The sequence below is a fragment of the Peribacillus huizhouensis genome (assembly GCF_014138605.1).
Taxonomy (GTDB): domain Bacteria; phylum Bacillota; class Bacilli; order Bacillales; family DSM-1321; genus Peribacillus; species Peribacillus huizhouensis.
Genome location: NZ_JACJHX010000013.1, coordinates 94,841 through 115,115 on the forward strand (window position 1 = coordinate 94,841; position 20,275 = coordinate 115,115).

At 36.3% G+C, this 20,275-nt stretch carries 20 protein-coding genes and 1 pseudogene; 17 read left to right on the forward strand and 4 right to left on the reverse strand.

The window, feature by feature from the left end; translation table 11 throughout:
- Window positions 1-277: 277 nt before the first annotated feature.
- From HNP81_RS17615 to HNP81_RS17630, 4 genes are read left to right on the forward strand one after another with little or no spacing between them, the layout of a single operon-like run.
- The gene (locus HNP81_RS17615) at window positions 278-1,858 is read left to right on the forward strand and encodes a spore germination protein (protein ID WP_182503463.1); all 1,581 of its coding nucleotides are present in this window, start codon (window positions 278-280) and stop codon (window positions 1,856-1,858) included.
- A gap of 5 nt (window positions 1,859-1,863) precedes the next feature.
- On the forward strand, window positions 1,864-3,051 hold the full coding sequence (locus HNP81_RS17620) for a Ger(x)C family spore germination protein (RefSeq protein ID WP_246399430.1): 1,188 nt from the start codon (window positions 1,864-1,866) through the stop codon (window positions 3,049-3,051).
- Window positions 3,048-3,269, forward strand: a complete 222-nt coding sequence (locus HNP81_RS17625) for a hypothetical protein (protein ID WP_182503465.1) — start codon at window positions 3,048-3,050, stop codon at window positions 3,267-3,269. The genes HNP81_RS17620 and HNP81_RS17625 overlap by 4 nt, the downstream gene beginning before the upstream one ends.
- Before the next feature lie 32 nt (window positions 3,270-3,301).
- Complete coding sequence (locus HNP81_RS17630) at window positions 3,302-4,402, forward strand: GerAB/ArcD/ProY family transporter (RefSeq protein ID WP_182503466.1); 1,101 nt, start codon at window positions 3,302-3,304, stop codon at window positions 4,400-4,402.
- Window positions 4,403-4,859: 457 nt separating this feature from the next.
- On the opposite strand, the gene HNP81_RS17635 is transcribed toward HNP81_RS17630, so the two are convergent.
- A complete protein-coding gene (locus tag HNP81_RS17635) occupies window positions 4,860-5,912 on the reverse strand; it encodes a M14 family zinc carboxypeptidase (protein ID WP_182503467.1) in 1,053 nt (350 codons plus the stop codon).
- A gap of 542 nt (window positions 5,913-6,454) precedes the next feature.
- Window positions 6,455-6,634, reverse strand: a complete 180-nt coding sequence (locus HNP81_RS17640; RefSeq protein ID WP_246399416.1) for an aspartyl-phosphate phosphatase Spo0E family protein — start codon at window positions 6,632-6,634, stop codon at window positions 6,455-6,457.
- 497 nt (window positions 6,635-7,131) lie between these two features.
- Here HNP81_RS17640 and HNP81_RS17645 point away from each other — a divergent pair, with 497 nt between their 5' ends.
- From HNP81_RS17645 to HNP81_RS17670, 6 genes and pseudogenes are all read left to right on the forward strand, one after another.
- Window positions 7,132-8,520 (forward strand): M28 family peptidase, encoded by a 1,389-nt coding sequence (locus tag HNP81_RS17645; RefSeq protein WP_376766764.1) that lies wholly within the window; start codon window positions 7,132-7,134, stop codon window positions 8,518-8,520.
- Between the two features lie 311 nt (window positions 8,521-8,831).
- Window positions 8,832-9,392: pseudogene (locus HNP81_RS17650) on the forward strand (recombinase family protein).
- Between the two features lie 881 nt (window positions 9,393-10,273).
- Window positions 10,274-10,534, forward strand: a complete 261-nt coding sequence (locus HNP81_RS17655; RefSeq protein ID WP_182503469.1) for a twin-arginine translocation signal domain-containing protein — start codon at window positions 10,274-10,276, stop codon at window positions 10,532-10,534.
- 30 nt (window positions 10,535-10,564) lie between these two features.
- Window positions 10,565-11,917, forward strand: coding sequence for a peptidoglycan-binding protein (locus HNP81_RS17660; protein ID WP_182503470.1), 1,353 nt, complete (start codon window positions 10,565-10,567; stop codon window positions 11,915-11,917).
- 36 nt (window positions 11,918-11,953) lie between these two features.
- Window positions 11,954-12,082, forward strand: coding sequence for a twin-arginine translocase TatA/TatE family subunit (gene tatA / locus HNP81_RS17665; RefSeq protein ID WP_182503471.1), 129 nt, complete (start codon window positions 11,954-11,956; stop codon window positions 12,080-12,082).
- Window positions 12,083-12,620: 538 nt separating this feature from the next.
- Window positions 12,621-13,109, forward strand: a complete 489-nt coding sequence (locus HNP81_RS17670; protein WP_182503472.1) for a DinB family protein — start codon at window positions 12,621-12,623, stop codon at window positions 13,107-13,109.
- A 167-nt stretch (window positions 13,110-13,276) separates the two neighbouring features.
- On the opposite strand, the gene HNP81_RS17675 is transcribed toward HNP81_RS17670, so the two are convergent.
- Window positions 13,277-14,512 (reverse strand): IS110 family RNA-guided transposase, encoded by a 1,236-nt coding sequence (locus HNP81_RS17675; RefSeq protein WP_182503473.1) that lies wholly within the window; start codon window positions 14,510-14,512, stop codon window positions 13,277-13,279.
- A gap of 329 nt (window positions 14,513-14,841) precedes the next feature.
- Here HNP81_RS17675 and HNP81_RS17680 point away from each other — a divergent pair, with 329 nt between their 5' ends.
- The 3 genes from HNP81_RS17680 to HNP81_RS17690 all read left to right on the forward strand — a co-directional run bounded on the left by HNP81_RS17680 (window position 14,842) and on the right by HNP81_RS17690 (window position 17,616).
- A complete protein-coding gene (locus HNP81_RS17680; RefSeq protein WP_246399421.1) occupies window positions 14,842-16,122 on the forward strand; it encodes a hypothetical protein in 1,281 nt (426 codons plus the stop codon).
- 271 nt (window positions 16,123-16,393) lie between these two features.
- Window positions 16,394-16,921: a GNAT family N-acetyltransferase gene (locus HNP81_RS17685; RefSeq protein WP_312859697.1), complete on the forward strand. Its 528-nt coding sequence runs from the start codon at window positions 16,394-16,396 to the stop codon at window positions 16,919-16,921.
- Window positions 16,922-17,328: 407 nt separating this feature from the next.
- Entirely contained in the window at window positions 17,329-17,616 is a 288-nt protein-coding gene (locus HNP81_RS17690; protein ID WP_182503501.1) for a hypothetical protein, read from the forward strand.
- Window positions 17,617-17,834: 218 nt separating this feature from the next.
- Here the strand turns inward: HNP81_RS17690 and HNP81_RS17695 are convergent, their stop codons facing one another.
- Entirely contained in the window at window positions 17,835-18,488 is a 654-nt protein-coding gene (locus HNP81_RS17695) for a CatB-related O-acetyltransferase (protein ID WP_182503474.1), read from the reverse strand.
- A 268-nt stretch (window positions 18,489-18,756) separates the two neighbouring features.
- Between HNP81_RS17695 and HNP81_RS17700 the strand changes: the two genes are divergently transcribed.
- The 4 genes from HNP81_RS17700 (at window position 18,757) to HNP81_RS17715 (ending at window position 20,101) form a co-directional block, all read left to right on the forward strand.
- Window positions 18,757-18,957 carry a hypothetical protein gene (locus HNP81_RS17700; RefSeq protein ID WP_220478621.1) on the forward strand — a complete coding sequence of 67 codons (201 nt, stop codon included), beginning with the start codon at window positions 18,757-18,759 and terminating at the stop codon, window positions 18,955-18,957.
- 223 nt (window positions 18,958-19,180) lie between these two features.
- On the forward strand, window positions 19,181-19,528 hold the full coding sequence (locus HNP81_RS17705; RefSeq protein ID WP_182503475.1) for a hypothetical protein: 348 nt from the start codon (window positions 19,181-19,183) through the stop codon (window positions 19,526-19,528).
- 45 nt (window positions 19,529-19,573) lie between these two features.
- A complete protein-coding gene (locus HNP81_RS17710; protein ID WP_182503476.1) occupies window positions 19,574-19,744 on the forward strand; it encodes a hypothetical protein in 171 nt (56 codons plus the stop codon).
- Between the two features lie 69 nt (window positions 19,745-19,813).
- On the forward strand, window positions 19,814-20,101 hold the full coding sequence (locus tag HNP81_RS17715) for a hypothetical protein (protein WP_182503477.1): 288 nt from the start codon (window positions 19,814-19,816) through the stop codon (window positions 20,099-20,101).
- Window positions 20,102-20,275 lie beyond the last annotated feature (174 nt).

Genomic DNA, 20,275 nt, shown 5'->3' on the forward strand with positions numbered 1-20,275 from the left:
AATTGGTTAGGGGTTTATAAAGACAAATTGCAATAAGATATACGTCCAAAGAGGGGCTTTTGTATGTGTATCAAAGCTTGTTCTGAAATAAGAAGAAATAAGTATTCGGCTCAGCTGCAAAACTGGGCTTTTTGTATGCAAACTTTTTTAAATATTTCTTTGGGAATTGCACGACAAAATTCGTCATACTTTCAAGCATCTAAAAATTGGAAAATAAGAATAATCTTCACAGATTGTGCAAAAAATACACTTAAAACGTACTAAGGAGAACCAATTAATGAAATTTTCGGGGATATGGAAAAAGAAGAAAGATCATTTTCAAAATATACAATTGAATGAATCGTTGGATACATTACCAAAAATCCCTCTACATACGGAGTTAAATCAAAATATAGAAGTACTAAAATCAGCATATAAAGATTGCTCTGATGTGGTATTTCGTGAATTTAGTATCGGCGGCAGCATTAATGCGGTTCTTCTTTACATAGATGGTCTTTCAAATACTGAAGAAGTCGATCAGCATGTGCTTAAGCCGCTTATTCAGATGAAAAACCATGAACATGGTGCAATATTTGAGAAAACAAAAAAGGAAATATCGGTTTCCGATATTAAGGACATTTACTCGATTAATGATATTTTTAAACAAATTTCAATTGGTAACTCGATTATTTTAATTGAAAATGAAACAAACGGAATTTCCATTGGGTTGCCGAAGTGGGAAAAACGCAGCATTATGGAACCAGACGCGGAATCAGTCATACGGGGACCAAGAGAAGGTTTTATTGAAACTTTAAGAGTAAACACCTCCCTTTTACGCAGGAAAATTCGTCATCCGTTATTAAGAATGAAACAAATGGATATTGGTCGTTACACAGAAACACAAGTCATCGTTGCTTATATCGAAGGGATTGCCGACAGCACATTAGTTGATGAAGTGACAAGCAGGCTAAAGCGAATTAAGATTGATGGCATTTTAGAAAGCGGATATATTGAGGAATTGATTGTAGATCACCCGTTTTCTCCTTTCTCACAAGTTTTAACAACGGAACGGCCGGATGTAGCAAGTGCCTGCCTTTTGGAAGGGCGTGTTGTAATCTTGATTGACGGCACCCCTATTACATTAATTGCTCCTTGTACGTTCGCAAGTCTGATGCAGGCACCTGAAGATTACTATAATCCGTTTTACATCAGTACCTTGATCCGTTGGCTGCGATATATATTCTTTTTTATCGCTTTGCTCGCTCCATCAGCATATGTGGCAATCTTAACGTTTCATCAAGAAATGCTTCCAACCACACTGCTCTTAACCATTGCTCAAAGCCGCGAACAAATCCCTTTTCCGGCATTGATTGAGGCGTTTATTATGGAAATCACTTTTGAGGCGCTAAGGGAAGCAGGTGTGAGATTACCAAAACAGGTTGGCGCTGCTGTTAGTATTGTCGGAGCCCTGGTCATCGGACAAGCAGCGACTGCGGCAGGACTGGTTTCATCACCGATGGTCATGGTAGTCGCCATTACAGGTGTCGCATCGTTTTTAATGCCAAGATATGCGACCGGCATATCGATTCGAATCCTGCGCTTTCCTATCATGATTTTTTCCGGAATGTTAGGTTTATTAGGTGTCATGATCGGTATTACCGCTATTGTCGCACATATGTGTACCCTAAAGTCCTTTGGTGTACCATATTTCAATTCGACAGCGCCTCTTAAGATTCAAAATTTGAAGGATGTCCTGATTCGAGCCCCTTGGTGGGCCATGGATACACGTCCTGAATTTATTTCAAAGGATACTAGTAACCTAAGGCGTCAGTCCAGTAACCTAAAGCCCGGTCCAAGCAAAGGTGGTGGCGAAAGTTGAGTTGTATGATCAGACCTATTAAGAAGACTATGACCTTAATGCTTCTGCTTTGCTTGACCTCGATTTTCCTAACAGGATGTTGGGACCGCACTGAGGTGAATGATTTAGCTCTCATTTTGGCAGCAGGTATAGATAAGGGCAAAAACAAAAATATCGAATTATCGGCCCAAATTTATATCCCGGGAGGCTCACAAGGCGGACAACAGTCCGGGATGTCCAGCGGTTCCAGCAGTGGTCAGTCATTTGTTAGGTCAGCTGAAGGAGAAACCATTGCGGATGCGATGGCGCGACTCCAGGAAGAACTCACAAGGGAGGTTTTTTGGGGGCAAAATGAGGTGCTCATTATTGGTGAAAAATTAGCAAAAGCAGGAATAAGTGATGAAATTGATTTTTGGATGCGACATTCGGAACCTCGTATACGTGCCGATGTTTTTGTTTCGAAAGGAAGGTCAAAGTCTGTTTTGGGGGCCAAGCCTGAATTGGAAAGAGACGCCGCAAAACAACTACGTAAAATCGTAAAAACACATATAGGTGTAAAAGTGACAGTGAAGGATTTATCCCAGATGCTAGCAGGTGAATCTGCTCCAGCCGTACTTCCTTGGGTTGAAAAACTTCCCCCATCCCTAATGGATAAGAAAAAGGAAATTCCAATCATTAATGGGGCAGCCATTTTTAAGGAAGGAAAAATGGTAGGAAGATTAGACGATAAAGAAACAAGGGGTATTCTTTGGCCTAGAAATGAGATTAAATCTGGTATGATTACGATTGCTATTGACGACGAAAATGGCTACATCTCCTTGAAATTATTAAGAAGCCATACTGAGTTGATCCCTTCCATAAAGAATGGTCAATGGAGCATGCACATCAAAACAAACGCAGACCTTGAAGTTGTACAAAATACGACAAAACTAAACTTATTCAATTCAAAGGTCATAAAAAGGTCTAAGCAAAAGGTTGCTGATGAAATTGAACAAAGAGAGCGGTTAGCTTTCTCGGAAGTACAGGAAAAGTTAAATTCTGATATTTTCGGCTTTGCTAATGAATTTCAGAGTAAATATCCACAAATATGGAAACAAAAGAAAGACGAATGGAATGAAATTTTCCCACAAGTAGCCGTTTCTTTTGAAACGAAGGTAAAGATCAAAAGAACCGGTTTGGCAACTGGAAAACGTCAAAGAGGTGTTGAACAATGAAGATTGGAGGGATATTAGGGGTAACAGTTATATTGGTGCTTATCTTTTTATACCAATGGCCCAAGTTGAATAAAAATGGGAGAAAAGTAAAAATTACCTTTTTTTTGTTGATGTTGCTTAACTGGGTTCTTGCTGTTTTGCTCGTTATCTTTCCAGAAATGCCGGGACCTGGACAATTAATTGATTTCATCTATAAATCATTTGAAACGTTTTGGTAAATAGACTCCTTTTAGAAAAGGAATGAACAAATATGATTGAAAAAGGTAGAATTTCTTACTTAGAGCTAGCCCTCATTATGTATGCAACAGTTGTAGCCACGGCCATTCTTTACATCCCATATGTCACATCACAGCATGCAAAGCGTGATTTGTGGTTGTCTCCCATATGGGGTTCTTTGAGCGGCTTTCTCATCGTCATGATTATTGTAAAGCTTTCTAAGTTATATCCAGGGAAAACACTAATCGAATATGGTGAACTTATTCTTGGTCGGACCCTTGGCAAAATTATCTCGTTCATTTACTTGTTTTTTCTATTACACGATACTGCTATCGCATTTAGGGAATATGGTGAGTTCATTGAAAGTGCTTTTTTGCATAAAACGCCAATCATTTTTGTTACCGGTAGTATTGCCCTTTCTTGCGCGATTGCTGTCCACGGGGGCATTGAAACGATTGGAAGATGTGCTACAATCTTTTTGCCGATTGTTTTAGCTCTCTATATACTGATTTATGTCTTTCTTATTCCTGATTTAAATGTAAAAAATATATTTCCAATCATGCAAGATGGGATAATGCCCTCTATTAAAGGATCCATTGCACCACATGCCTGGTTAAGTCAATTTTCATTGATGTCATTCCTGATTCCGTTTTTAACGAATCAACAAAAGGTTATGAAGTGGGGAATGTTTTCTGTCATTGCCAGTGTCTTAACCATGGTATTTATTAATCTTGGGAATCTTTTATTATTTGGAGGAATTATTTCTAACCTATATTTCCCTGTGTTTGAGGCTGCAAGATTTATAAGTGTCGGTTCTTTTTTTGAGCATATTGAGTCAATGGTCATCGCCTTTTGGGTTCTTGGTGGTTTCGTACAACTTTCCTCCTTTTTTTATATGCTTACACTTGGCACTTCACAATGGCTAACACTGCCCAGTTATAAACAGTTTGTATTACCAATTGGTTTTTTAATTATTATCTTTTCAGTCTGGTCAATCCCCTCGTTTGAGGAAATGATTCAAGGAATGGGTACAACTATGCCCTTTTATTTTTTAACGGTTCAGTTGCTCATTCCTGTTTTACTCCTAGGTGTTGCGGTCATACGGCGGAAGAGATCGAACTCGTTCTTGCCGTAAGTTTTTGGGGTGCCAATATAGCAGTCGGCATTCAATTACAAATGCAAGGTTTGAATGCAAATCAGCTGCGTGAATCCGCAGACCATTTGTTAAATCAGTCATCATTCCATAAAGCTGCGGCAAAAATGAAAGAATCCTTGCAAAAATCGGCGAGGTATCAACAGGCTGTTGATGAGATTTTTGAATTTAAAAGACAATATAACATCTAAAAGAAGAAACTCGTCAAAAAATATAGCCTTTGCTCATGATAGCAAAGGCTAATATAACGAGGAATAAATTATCACTATCTCTAAAACAAGCTCTAAATATAGTTTACTGGGGTAACGTCAGGAATGTGATGTTATACAACGATTAGATTGGTACACGTTTTATTAGTCAACATAAGACCTTATATAGAGATAATTTGATTGTGTATCATTAGCTAATGAACATTGACTATCATCGCTGATATAAGGAGTTATTCTGTTTCTTCTCCAGAAGGCCGAGTCGTTTGGGTTGGAAGGGTATTCCAAAAACTTGTATCCACATTTTCAATTGAACCATTAGCGATGGCTCTAGTTGCTGCATCAAGGGTGGTTATTGTTTGCTTAATCAAATAACCATTGCTTTTTTGTCCAAGCACGTAAGACTCATAGTTGTGATCAGACATGCCGCGCATTTCAAAAAGAAGTGTTGAAATATCATATTGAACTGCGGCACCATTACGGCCAATTGTTTCCTCTGAACCGCCATTGTATTTTCCAATATTCCCCCATCCCTTAGAGTTAATAGCATTGAACACGACAGCTCCTAATTTTTTTGAACGTTCTAGGACTTCCGGCTTTACATTCCGGTTTGTCGGATAAAGGATGGACCCTGATACATATTTCCCGTCTATTTCACTTTGAGTTCCTTGATGATGGAGATCAATCATATAATTTATTTTGTACTTTTTTAACACATTATTGTGCAATGCTTGAGTTTCTGGATGTATTTTGGCAACATGGTCACGGTTCAAATCTGCGCCAACAGCATTATAGCGAGTCAAATGCCTTCCGCCGTCAGCGACATAGTCATCAAGGGAAAAGTTGACATCACCCATTGCTCCGTCAGCATTTAACATTGGTACGATAAGGATGTTTACATGATCAAGAACACCTTTCATTTTGTTCGTTCCTAAGTGTTTTATAAATTCTAGAGCGCCTTCCGTCGTCAGTTGTTCATTACCGTGCTGTTGGGTTAAAAAGAGGATGGTAGGATTGCTAGGGTTAGAAATATATTTCGCGAGGTAAATATCACGGCCTTTTACAGTTTGACCAATCACTTCTAGTTCCATATCATTTTGTTTTGCATCTTGAGTTTTAAGAAATTCAACTAGTTCATTGTATGTATGTAGGATAGAAGTCTGAATCGATTCATTTCCGCCATAATTCGGCCCTTCACCGACTGCTCCAACAGAATTGGGAGCGCTTACAAATCCTCCGACTACCATTAAACCAGATAAAGATAACGCAATGACTTTCTTTTTCATTTTATAACCTCCATTTAATATAATTGTAACAATATTCGATAAATTCACTACAAGGAAAATATTACAATTAAAATGGGGGCATGTACATAGTGATTAATTACTAAATTTGTTATCCTTAAATTTTCCTATTTAGGTTGATTTTAGGAATAAAAATAACCGATTTGCTCTTCAGTTTTCACAAAATTAAACAGTTATTAATGGCCAAAAACAAACAGGCAGAATTAGAGGAAAGGGTCCCAGAAGGCCGGAATTAAAAATTGATAATCAATTTCGACTTCCCCTGAGGATTGGTCACTACTAGGGGACGATGGATTTGATGTATTTGCCTGGAGGGGAAGTCTGTTATTAAGGTAACGGGTGCTTTCCTGAACAAGATTAAATAAAAAAGGTCGATTCCTACAATTGACCTTTTTTAATGGGGTGGATCAGGACCAGGGAAAGCTTCACGGATTGAGGGAAAAAACATTCGTTTTTTTTCTTGATTTAAATCAGGTATCGAACCTGCTTGATAGTTGCTGAAACAGCCTAAAACGTATGAAAGGTTATTCGGGGAAGAAAGGAATGCATTTGGAGCAAATGCTTACAATCATTAGCTTATCTAGCTTTTGACTTAAATATAACGTTTTTGGTGCAGTTAAGCCGAGTTCAAGACCGGCTTTTATTAGTTCTTTTCTCATCAATTCTATTTCAATAGGTGCATCGTTCAGAGTGGTAGTTTTCAAGAGACTTACCTCAAATCTATATATCTTTAATTAAATGAATTATTACATAAAATGGAAATTAATTCTATGATTAGTATTGGAGACATAATTGGGTTCGCAACACTACAGAATGTAAGAAAGGGAAGAGCGTCCTTTCTTACATTCTATACGGCTTTAAGTGGCCCGATGACCACAGTCTGTGGCTTATGCATACATTTTTGCAAGCAGATGTGCAAGATTGATATTTATCCTTATCACTGTCAAGAATCCGTTGTTCTTTACGGTTAAGAGCAAGATTGATTCATGCCTTTTTTGCTTCAGCAAAGGTGTCCTAATGCGGTGAAAATTGCACGTAGGGTGTTTACTTCAGTTGTAATCAGGGACAAGTGGATAGATATCTCAATAAATTTCTAAATTTTATGAACATTTAATATTGGACAAACTATGAAAATCCATTTACTATTTATATAGGTGGTAAATTTTGAAAATAAAGGAAATGAAAAGGGGGTACCACATTGATAAGAAAAACATCCTTATCCATTTTACTTGCAGCTAGCCTTTCCTTTGGGGGAACTGCTGTATGGGCCGCACCAGCACAGAAAGCAAATCTACAATCGGATCAAGCGTTTGACAACAAGATTGTCAAACGGATTAAGGAAGAAAACATTTACAATCATATTGCTGAGCTTTCAAAGAATCCACGTGTTGCTGGAACACCAGGTGAGGACGTAGCGGTGGAATACATAAAGCGCCAATTTGAGTCTTATGGATATGAAACGGAAGTGCAAGCATTCGATATTAATAGTTATATAGAACCTAGTTTAATTGAATTAAGTGTTGATGGTATGACCTTCGAACCTGCACCGATCAGCTTTACCTATGGTGTAAATGGGGAGGTAACTAATGAGCTAGTTTACGTTGGTTTAGGAGCACTAAGTGATTTTGAGGGAAAAGATGTAAAAGGGAAGATCGCTCTGATCAAACGTGGTACCTATACCTTCGCTGATAAAATCTTGAACGCTACGGCGGCAGGAGCTTCTGCTGTCATTATTTATAACAATACTGATGGCGTAATCAGTGGAACACTCGGTGAACCCAATGATGATTATGTTCCATCTCTAGCCATCACTTACGATCAAGGATTTGCTTTAGAGGAACGTCTGAAAAAGGGTGAAACCGTAACGGCCACCTTGAAAATAGAGGGAGCTCAAACAAATAAGGCAATTTCTCATAATGTGATAGCAACAAAAGCAGCGACTCAAAAATCGAAGAATCAATTGGTTCTTGTTGGTGCTCATCATGATTCTGTAGATGGAGCGCCGGGAGCAAATGACGATGCTTCGGGTACAGCTACTGTGCTTGAGTTGGCACGAGTATTTGCGAATGCTCAAACCGATACCGACATTCGTTTTGTTACCTTTGGGGCTGAAGAAAATGGGTTATTAGGTTCATATGAATTTGTTAAAAGTATGACTGATGAAGACTATTATCGCACAGTCGGAATGTTCCAAATGGATATGGTTGGAAGTAAGGATGCTGGTCCATTAATTATGTACACAAATGCCGGTGAGAAAAATATCGTGACGGATTTAGGAGCATCAGCAGGTGCTCGTTTAGCCAAGACGGGAGAAGCAACTCCTTACGGTATGGAAGGGCGAAGTGATCACGTTCCATTTGCGGAAATAGGACTTCCTGCTGCATTGTTTATCCATGCGCCAGTAGAACCATGGTATCATTCGCCACAAGATACCTTAGACAAAATTAGTTTAGATAAGCTAAAAGAAGTATCTAATATTGTAGGTGCTGCTATATATCAAATTGCTCGCCCTGATACTCCAGCATTAGAAAAGGCTAAAGTTGCACCAAAAGAAGTCGATTACAATTTTGAGGAAAGAGAACTGGATTAATCGATATTAGCCCTGCGGGTTTTCCGTATGGGCTTTTTTAGTTTTTATTAACTTATCGACTAACGGTGTAGTTAAAAGGAGGTACTGCAATTTAAGTAGTGCCTCCTTTACATTTTTAGATTGTACATCTACCATCTATGTTCCAAAACTCGTCCTTTTCTGAACACACTTAGATTCCCGTTGAAATGAATGTTTTTATGGCTATATCTGTTACAAAACTCTGTTCATTATTCTATGTTCAATAACATATCGAATTCTATCTTATGTTTCAACTTGAACTTAAAGGAAAAATGAGAAAAGAGTGATTACTGGTGTTAATTGGATATGCGCGCGTTTCGACAGGGTTACAAAATTTAGATTTACAAATGGACGCGTTAGCGTAACATGTCTGTGGAAAAATCTTCCACGATAAGATGAGTGGAGCGAAAAAGCAGCGTCCGGGTTTGGAGGAAGCACTTCAATATGCACGTGAAGGCGATACCATTGTTGTTTGGCGATTAGATCGTCTTGGTCGTAACTTGCAAGACTTAATACAGATTGTGAATACTTTGAACGAACGAGGTGTAGGCTTTCACAGCCTGCAAGAAAACCTAACGATGGATAAAAGCAACGCAACGGGACAATTAATGTTCCACCTCTTCGCTGCCTTTGCAGAATTTGAACGGAATCTGATCGAGGAACGCTCAGCCGCAGGACGAGCAGCAGCTAGAGCGCGTGGTCGTCTTGGGGGACGTCCGGAGAAACTGGAAGCGAAAGATATTGAAATGATGAAATCGCTCATTGAAAATGGTACATCAATTAAAGATGTGGCGGAAAAATGGGGCGTATCTCGAATAACCATTTACCGCTATTTAGAAAAACCTCTAAAATAAAACATAAAGCGCTTGTTACCAGATCACAACTTGGATAAGTGGTTTTATTGTTTAGAATAGGCGTATTTTGAAGTGAAAAATTGCAATTTAAACAGTTGCAAATTACCCAATAAAGTGACAGAAAAATTAGCACTATTATTCACTGTGTCTATAAAGTTTTAACTTCTGGACATACAAGCTATGTGTCGACTTTTTTAAGTTTTCACTTAGCCTTCATATTGATATTAACCTATCGAAAGGAGAATATAAAATGAAGTGAGCAAAGAGAATAATAAATTATGTTTGTTTTAGTGTTTGGGAAAGTAAGTAATTTTTCTATAATAAACTCCTCCTAATAAAATTGACTGGAAAAGGGCGGATTAAATAATCCGAGATTACCCGTTACTCAATTATAACAAGATTTTCTGTAATATCTTAAGGCTAGAAGCTCTTAATACTGTTGAACGATCTTCCGTTAAACCAGCTAATAGTTTGTCAACATTTTTCAATAAAGACTTAAAATATTTCATACTATTCTAAAAATATGCATACTAATTCATCCTGGGACTAATTACCCGTTTGTTAAACAAGAAAAGCAATACCCTTACTTAAGCATTACGACCATTCCATTAATAAAAAAGAGTCTTATATTTGTTGGTATTCAAAGTGACCTGTCACTATCAATTAATCCTCAATAACTAGTTTTTCCTTACCCTACTTACCTACAAAATAATGTAATATTTACTATATTTAAAAGAGATCTAAAATGCTCATTACATTATTTTTAAGATAAAGTATAATTTTGGAAGAGGAAGATAAACATCCGAATATTCTGAATGAATTTAATATTCTATTTACTATGACCTATATCAATAGAGTTTAATTGGGGGAGGATGGAAATAGTGGCTAAGAAAAATTTAAGTAGACGTAAGTTTTTAGGTTATCTAGGAGCTGGTTTAGTAACTGCGACAGCAGCTAGTTTACCTATTAAAGCTTTAGCAGGATTAAACGAAACGAAAGCTACATCTGAAGTTAATTCAGAAGATTTACCTAAAGAACCTGGTACATGGGGCGATACAATTTTAGAAATGGAAATTGAACTACCTCAAGACCCAAATGTTCTCCTGATGGATGTAGAGACCATTTATAATTTAAATCAATGAAATTGAATAATAAATCAGGGGGGAGTTTTTATGTCCTTACGAATTAATATGGTCAACACAGCCATATCTCAGATTGGCACATTAGAAGGGAATAATAATGACAATAAGTATGGGAGATGGTTTGGTCTAAACAATCAGCCATGGTGTGCCATTTTTGTGAGCTGGTGTGCTGCTAAATCAGGAAATATGGAATTCAATGGGGAACACCGTCCACTATTTGCTCGCAGTGCTGCAGTAAGAGAGCATCGATGGTTTCATGATACTTTTGGTGAATATTTTACTAAATCAGGATTCATCAATTATATCGGGAATGACTCCAAGAAAGTTGCCAGAGCGACAGGATGCCTTATTTTTTTTAGTGGTGACTCTCATATAGGCATCGTTGAGCAATATTATCCTGGGGAACAAGCAGTTCTTACAGTAGAAGGGAATACTTACACCCCCTCTAAAGGAGAGGAAATTCAAGGCGTGTTTCGTCGTTATCGCCGTCTTTCTGATTCGAAAATAGTGGGATTTGCTCTTCCTTACTATGAATTTTATAGCAGCGGATCCCCTGGGGGCGTTAAGCCGGTACCACCTCCTTACGGTAACAGTGGAACTGTGGATAACCCCACTTCTTTCCCAGGAGCAAGGTATTTCTATATTGGTGCCTACAATAACTATGTCACGCTATTAGGGAAAATGCTAATAAAAGCAGGATATGGTAATTTTTATCAAGTAGGAGCAGGTCCTCGCTTTACGGAAACAGACCGGCAAGCATGCGCAGCTTTTCAAAGAGCACAAGGCTGGAGTGGAAGTGGCGCAGATGGTATTCCTGGAACATCTACATGGGAGCGGCTTAGTGCCATCTATTATGGTGGTGGCGGAAGTGGTGGAAGCGACTGGCCGCCAGCATTTCCAGGTGCACAATATTTTAAGGCTGGAGCCTCTAACCAATACGTTAAATTATTGGGTGTTCAGTTAGTAAAGGCTGGATTTGGTCGACACTATACCGTTGGACCAGGTCCAGCGTGGAGTGAAGCAGATCGCCTAAACTGTCAAGAGTTCCAAAGAGGACAAGGTTGGACAGGCAACGATGCAGATGGATATCCAGGTCCTACGACATGGCAAAGATTGTTTGATATAGTTGGTAGCACCCCAAATGTTTCGATATTTCCCGGAAGCCATTTCTTTGGCCCTGGAGCAAATAACGAATATGTTACAACCCTTGGTAAACGATTAATTAACAAAGGGTATAGTCGGTATTATTCTGTCGGAGCAGGTCCAAAGTGGAGTGAGGCAGACCGTCAAGCTTGCGCTGCTTTCCAACGTGCTCAAGGTTGGTCTGGAAGTGATGCAGATGGCATTCCTGGTCCTTCAACATGGCAAAAGCTCTTTGCATAAAAAATATAACAGAGAGGAATTGATAAAATCCCAAACATGGGGGTTCCTGGATTAATACTTATATTAGTAATTGCCCTTATTATTTTTGGGCCGTCAAAACTCCCCGAAGTTGGATGTGCCTTTGGTAACACATTAAAAGAATTTAAAAACGCAACCAAGGATTAATGGAGCAGGGATCATAAAAATTATCAAACTTTTTTATTGATTCAATTGAATTTAGAAAAAGCGTGTATTGATCAATCTTTTTTCAAAACACGCTTTTTCTATTTGATTTTATATCAAGGTTTTTTAAATTAAATTAATCAAACTTTATTCCAAAGTTACGCCCTAAAGCCGCCCTGGTCCGATTCCTTTCAGAATCAGACCAGGTGACAACATACTATTAGTTGGGTGTTATTGAAGAGAAAGTTATGTTTCGACTTTCGTTTAGGTCTTCCCTTAGCTATATATAAATGCTTTCTTTAGGAATATAAAATTAATGTAGCTTTGGAATAAGTTAAAAGGCACGTGGTGATGTGGATTTAAAATAAAGTTCGATCGTTTAAAACAAAGTTTAACCGTTTGTAAAAAAGTCTGATCAAAAGTTCTGAATGAAAGCAGAATTCTCCTTGTTCCGCAATCGGGCCATTTAACGGAATAAAGCAGGAGAATTCAAAAGAGCACCGAAATAGAAAAGATATAATTAAAAGGGAGTGTGACTGATATGTCACATGCTAAAGATGTTTTGGTCGATCAGTTGTTAGCAAATGCAAACGACCCTAGCTTTTACGTTCCGTTTTCGGAATCAGTAGCAAACTTGTCAGAGGAAGAAGCGTTTTGGAAACCCAACGATGAAAGTAACAGTATCGCTGAAATTGTGCAACATCTACTTTACTGGAATGAGACATGGCAAAAGAGGTATGAAAAATCTCATGTGAATGCTGTTGCGCCAATAGGTGATAATAATAAAAGCTTTATTGTTCCGGAAAATAAAAGATTTGCTGACTTAAAAGAGTGCCTCCTAGAGGTTCTGCTTCAGTGGCAAGATCTACTAACTGAAGAAAAGGTAGAAAGTGAAGTGAATGGTTTACCAGAGACTGCAAAGTGGTGGGGGTTACTGGGGAATATGTCCACGCATAACGCTTACCATATTGGACAAATTGTTTACATCCGAAAACAACTACAAAAAGGCTGGAAAACCAATATTAAATGAGAAAGTAAGACAACTTACATTTCTCGTTCAACAAAACCAGCCAATAGTTGTCAATATTTTTCAATAAAAATATTAAAAATATCATGTTATACTAAATTTGTGCATACCAAATAACCGTCCAAATACTATATTTGGAAAGTTCTGGCCCACTTGGTTAAATTGTTAAATTAAGCTAAGTCTAGGAAAGAAGTTTTGGTTTTTAAAAGTGCATAAATCCAATGTAAGAGTTTGTTTGCACAAGCTATCACAGCTACTCTAAAAGGTTTTCCTTCTTCCCGTTTTTTATCATAAAACGCTCGTAATCTCTTATTACGGGGAAGGATTTCATCCGTTGTTTTCTGTTTACGACAGTCACGAATAGCACATTTAACAGCCATATACAAAGCTTGACGTAGTCTGCTAGAGCCTCTTTTGGTAATTCGATTGTAAGTACCTTTGAATGTGCCAGATTCAAAGACACTTGGATCAAGACCGGCAAATGCGACTAGCTTCTTAGGGTGATTAAACCTTTCAATTTCCCCAATTTCAGAAATAATCGTGGCTGCGATTTTTTCACCGATACCGGGAATTGATCGGATAATCTTAGATTCTTCAATACTTTTTGCTAAAGCATCTATCTCATTTTCAAGCATGGATAGATGTTTTTTGTGTTCAAAGAGCATATTAATATACATATCTAAGCTTAGGGCAAGACTAGAGTATAAAGCCTTCTGAAATGGGTTTTGAGCCGCGGCAGTCATTAGCTTTTCAGCCTGTTTGTTTGCCCATTGTAGTGAACGAGTATTACAGAATTCTTTTATTTTAGTTGTTAATGTTTCAGCATCGCTTTTCAAGACATCTTCTGAAGTAGGAAATGCTTGTAATGTTTTTAAAGAAACGTCAGAATATAAATCTCCAAAAACTTTACTATATTCAGGAAAAACTTGATCCAAAACTGCCTGAAATTGTAGCTTGGTTTGTACAAACATTCCTGTAATATTATCGTGCTGTCTCGTAAGATGACGTAAGTTCACAAGTTGGATACCACGCTTTTTATAAGGCTCTAAATCCTCTTTATAATACAGCTCGCAGAGGTGATTGGCATCAATGATATCTGTTTTTACCTTTCGCAAACTAGAACTTTTTGCTTTATAGGAGATGAGTGGATTTACAATAATGATTAAATAGCCTTTGTCCTCAAAATATTGAACAACCGGTGTATGATAATGACCCGTTGATTCCATTACAAGAGGGGGACGTTCTCCTGAAATATATTCTATCTCTTTAATAAAATCTAATAAACTAGCTAACCCATCAAGATCATGTTTTACTTTGAAACTTTTCTTGTAGGGCTTCTTTCTTTCCAAGTATGCTTGAATTTGACTTTCACCTTTTGCAACATCCAGACCAACGACTGGATTCATTAAAATTCCTCCTTCAAAAATATAATTGCCGGTAACCCCTAAATCCTCCTCATAGTGTCATAGCTTCGCTTGTTATACGAGATCATTGTCCCAACCAGCCTCAAACATGTTTCTACAAGTAGGGGGCGAACTGTTTTGCAGACGGGGTCTTAGCCCCACGGGCGCGAACGTTCTACCCCGGTTACCGTTATCATATATCGATATAAAAAATGGTCAACCAGAAATATTTTCTGGCTGACCTTATAATACGATCGGGCGCGATTCTTCAATAAAGAAGATCGCTTTTTTCCGTTATAGGGCCATATTGTTGAATAACGTTGAGAGAGATCATGTTAATATTAGGAATGGGTTGTGAAGAAAAAATAATTAAACTAAAGAGCAAGTTAGCCATGAAAATTATTTACAATGAAAAGGGTGTTGAAATGAGGTTCCTTATTGAATTTAAAGACTTCAAAAGTAAAGAATTAGAAAATGTATCCTTACGTTTATTGGATACTTTTTTAAATGAGCATTTGATAGGTAAATTTCATGGACACTCTTATGAGTGTATACTTGTTAGATTTATCAATAATCGTCCAACTTCAAAAAAATTAAAGCTAAAAGTACTCTATAAAACAATAGCCGAGGTAGAGTTATCTGGGACTTTTATGAATAATAACCAATTAAATATTGAAGTTTTTCAAAGTGGATTAGAAAAAATTGAGGAAGCAATCAAAAATGTGTATTCTATCGAAGCTAAAGAACCGCTGGATTATCATGTGGAAGAATTACTAGCAGACTTTAAGGAGTGTAAAAGTTTTGCGCCAATATCTTTTGAGGAACTAAATAAATACGCTAAGAATCAACAGAATATAAAATTCCAAAATCGTTCAAAAAGATCTGATTGCTTAATGTACAGCTATTCAATTAATCCACAGCCATTAACTAAAAAAATAGTAGGTATTAGAGTATATGACCAATTTGTTGATGGGACTTTAGTACCTTATAATTATATTTATTCAGAATTATTCAGTAATTTACTACGGAGAAGAGAAGTTAAGCTTCCGAATTATGATGAAATATATATCAATATTGGCGAAACAATGGAACAGGCAAAGCAGGAACTTGCATTAGAAACTTGGCACAAGTACACATATGCGACATTAAATTTATCTACATACTTGTCAAGCGATGAAGAGACTAAATCGAAAATGTTGTTAGAGTGTATTAGTAATGGATTAAGACTAATTGCTGATTTTGATCATTTAGAGAAAGAAAAAATTGAAAAAATAATTCAACATATAAAGGAAAATGGAGTAAATATAGAACTAATATATACTTCAAAACAAAACAATAATTTCCTAGCTGAAATTATTTACAAGGTCCCTCAATCCCACTTGTCAAAAGCAGAATATAAATTAAGATTGACAGATTTGAAAAATGGAAAATCTGGTGAAGCTCATATCGACTTTATACATACATATTGGGCTCCTTATAGCTTTGGAAATATTTTAATAAAAAAAGAAGAAATATTAATAAAAGGGAGAGGGAGCTTGAGAGCAGAGATTTCACGTCAGCGTGATAAGTTGCCAGATGAGTATATATTTAAAATTGGAGATATAATCAAATAGTCAGAAAATAAGGGTTTATACTAACAGCGCTTTAGTTAAATACCGATTTTCAACAATCGGGCGCGATTCTTCAATATAGAAGATCGCTTTTTTCCGTTATAGGGCCAGATTGTGGAGGAACTCCTTTAAAGAAAATAGGATATGTATGTTAGAGCTTAGAAGAGATTGTGAAGCTTTGTACTTAAAGTAACGTTGCAGGTTAATGAAAAAGGGTATCTACTACTATTTGTGGAATTGTTATTTAAGATAAGTAATGGTAAAGGAGGTAAACATGATGACAAAAAATAATACTCAAGTTTCCCTTAGAACAGGAAATTTAGATGATGCAGAATCCGTGAAAGAACTTCAAAGGGAAGTTCTTTCAGAAAGCGAGTTTATGATTTCTGTTATAGAAGAGTTTGAAGAGACAACTGAGCAACTAAGAAACTGGATCCAGAGAATTTTAGTGAATGAAAGAGAAACGTTAATTGTAGCGGAAACTGAAGGAAAAGTTGTTGGTTTAATTGTCTTTCGCTCAAAAAATACCAAAAGGCTTTCTCACACTGGTTCTTTTACGGCAATGGTCAATAAAGCGTATCGTGATAGGGGTATTGGTAAACTCCTGATTAAAGAACTTTTAAACTGGACGGAACAGAACCCATTAATAGAGAAAATAAGTTTAGGTGTTTTATCAACAAATCAGCGGGCTATCGGCTTGTACAAAAGTATGGGATTTGTTGAGGAAGGACGTAAAATTAAAGAAGTAAAGTTTAAAGAGGACTTATATGTAGATGACATTCTTATGTATAAATTGGTTTAACAAGACTTAGTAATTAAGATTTTCAACAATTAAGGATCGAAAAAACGCTAAACCTTGATATAACAAGGATCGTTTTATTTCGTGTATCTTCATATTATATGGACACATAAAAGAACGTAATTTATTTGCATGTCTTGTGATGAAGCATAGCAACATAGATGATGCGATGCTTCAATAGAGAAGGGGCGCTTTTCTTATTCAACAAACGGGCCATTTAGTTGAATAAGACTTTAAAGAAAATGGGATATGTATGTTAGAGTTTAGAAGCAGTTTGTGAAGTTTTGTACTTAACTGTTTGTGAAGGAATTGAGAATGTTTATTATTCGAAACAAAAACTTATAACTCACCGTGAAGTAAACACAGGTCTTCAAGACTTAATTAAACCTACAAATGAATGGAAAAAGAGAATGGCTGATGGTGATGATATATTCACTTTAAAAAACATTGAAGCTACTAACAAGGTTCTTGACTCCTTCATTAATAATTTTAAAAAACTTGGAGTTAAGCCAAAAAAGGGAGAAATACTGGAAAATGTTAAAGAAGTCGTAATTCAATTAAATGAATTAAATGACAAATACAGTTACTTTATTGAGACGATGGAGAGAGAAGAACTATATGAATTTATTACTGAAGCTGACCGTATAGCTGGTTTAAAAGTCGAAGGAGACATAACCGAAGAATGGAGAGAGTGGTAAAAACTAAACGGGTACTTAAACCAACTTTCTCTTAATAAGGAAAAGTTTGTGAAATATTGTACTTACACTAACGGGGGGCTTTACTTGAAAATGAGTAAAGCCTATTTCTTATTGTAGTAACGGGCAGAATAGTTAAAGAATATAAAATAGATTTAGTCTGGTGTATGTCAAAAAAACTACACTCTATTTAGAATGTAGTTTTTCGAACGAGACTATTTTTACTTTACTTCACTGTTATAAAAATCAAATAACTTTTCTATGGATGAACTTGACAAAAGAGGCACTGCTCTTTCAATTATTTTTCGATCCCAATCAAACCAACGCATTTCCATTAACATATTAATTTCTGAATCGGTGAATCTTTTTTTTATTTCTTTTGGAGGATTTCCACCAACAATTGTGTATGGTGGAACATCTTTTGAGACGACAGAGCCTGCTGCAACGATTGCACCTTCACCGATCGTAACACCTGGCATTATTATAGCGTTCATACCAATCCAAGCATCACTTTTTATGACTGTATCACCTTTTGGTTCATATGATTGTTCTAATTGCTCAACAAATGGATAAACCGTAACCCATTCAGAGTGGTGGTTATGGTTGCCTCCCATTAAAATAACTACTCCACTAGCAATACAAACATAATTTCCAATAATAAGTTTATCTAGTTGCCAACCATATTGTTCAATAGGATTGAATAGTTCCCGAGATTGAATATCACCCCATAGATACCTTACACAACCATCTTCAAAGTTTTGATCTCCATAATACCCTGAATAATAGGAATACTCACCTACTTCAATAAGTGGATTTGTCACTATATCTTTTAAATACTTTATTTCAGACCAATGATTAAATAAATGTTGTTTCATAATTATACCTCGCTTCTAAGTATTATAGATTATACGATTTACTTAGAAGCTTAATCCCACAGCTACATTTTTAAACTTTTTCAAACGACGAATCATTATCTTCAGCCTTTCTTTTATAGTAACAAAAGCGTAACTCAATAAATCATGGTAGTCAAATTGTGAAAATATTCACTTCAACTAACGGGTGCTTTCGTATTATAAGGTCAGCCAGTAAACGGAACAGGAATACATCCACAGAAAAATTGTTGAAGAATTAGAGAATGGCATTGTGAACAACGAAACAAAAATAGGTTTTTTAAATATAATCAATAAAATGATCGATAGAGACGGAATACAAGGAATCGTATTGGGTTGCACAGAACTTCCTATGATCATTCAAAATGAGGATTTGAATATCCATCCATTAAATACAGCAGAAATTCACATTAATAAGATTGTCGATACTATTTTTACTGACAATACAAATTGACTTTATTGAACTATAGATAAACAAAGGATAATAGCTGCGGCACCTCCTTTTCTTATACCAAAGATAGTTTGTGAAGAATTGTACCTAAACTAAAGGGGAGCTTTACTTGAAAATGAGTAAAGCCTATTTCTTATTGTAGTAACGGGCTGTTTAGTTGAAGAACCAAAATATAATATAATGGGCATAAAAGGTTAGAGAATCTTAATTTAGGAGTATTAATTCAATGAAAAAGGTTAAAGAATTAAAAACCTATGCAATAACTGATGATTTTAAATTCCAGGTTACTCAAGTTGTGATAAGTCATAGTAAAGAAGTTGCTATTTACTGGTTAAGAGATATTGCAGGGTATTCCAATGAGGAAATGGAGAAATTTAGAGTACGAGACTTTCCTTTGGATGAAAAGGTAGTTGTTAGGGATTTTGGAGAAACATCTGCTAGAGAAATAATTGACGACGTAGTTCAAATTGAGACTGTTCGTGGTTTTCCAATCGTTGCATTTTGGAAAGAAGTTGAAAATGATTATTATGAAAATTGGCATTCCTATTTCGAGGCAGAAGAACCAACTGATTAGTTTAATACTAGACTAACCGGGTTTGAGTGAAGGAGGAAATATACAATGTCTCATCCATATAAGCAATTTGAAAATACTCCATTATGGAACATCATTAATAAGGCTATTGAAGACCTTGTTGACAACAATGATATTGAAGAAAAAACTCAGAGAGAATACATAGTGGGATATATAAGTAAATTGATTAATGATTCAAATACGGTAAGAGATTCATAAATTATTATAAAATTAACGGGTACGTTTCTGAAATCAGCAGTAACGATTTTTAAAGGAGTTGAAACTCTTATGATTATTAAAATCGATTTTGGTGACGATTTTATTCAATACATTTCTTGTTCAACTAAAGTAGGTAGGAAAATGAACTGTATTCAGGAGGGCTTTCTAAATTGGATTTTTGATGAGGAAAAGAACACAGAATATTGGGCTTTAGAAAATGGAAAAAAAATTCACCCTAATTATGAGGCAAATGCAATGGTTGAATGGTTAAACAATGTAAGATTTAAGAGAGGGATTGCTAAAGCTAAATTAATCACGAATCCTCAATTAAGAGTGAAAAAGTCATTATATTATTAGTTTGATTCTTTAAATGTTTAATGTATAACCCATAATAATGTGAAAAAATGAACTTAAACTAACGGGGTGCTTTAGTGAAAGAAGAATTTGCATAAAACACTCCTTTTTTATGTAGCTACCAGGCTTCTTCAGAAGCCGAAAATGTTGATTCATCAACCATGTATAAAATCATGT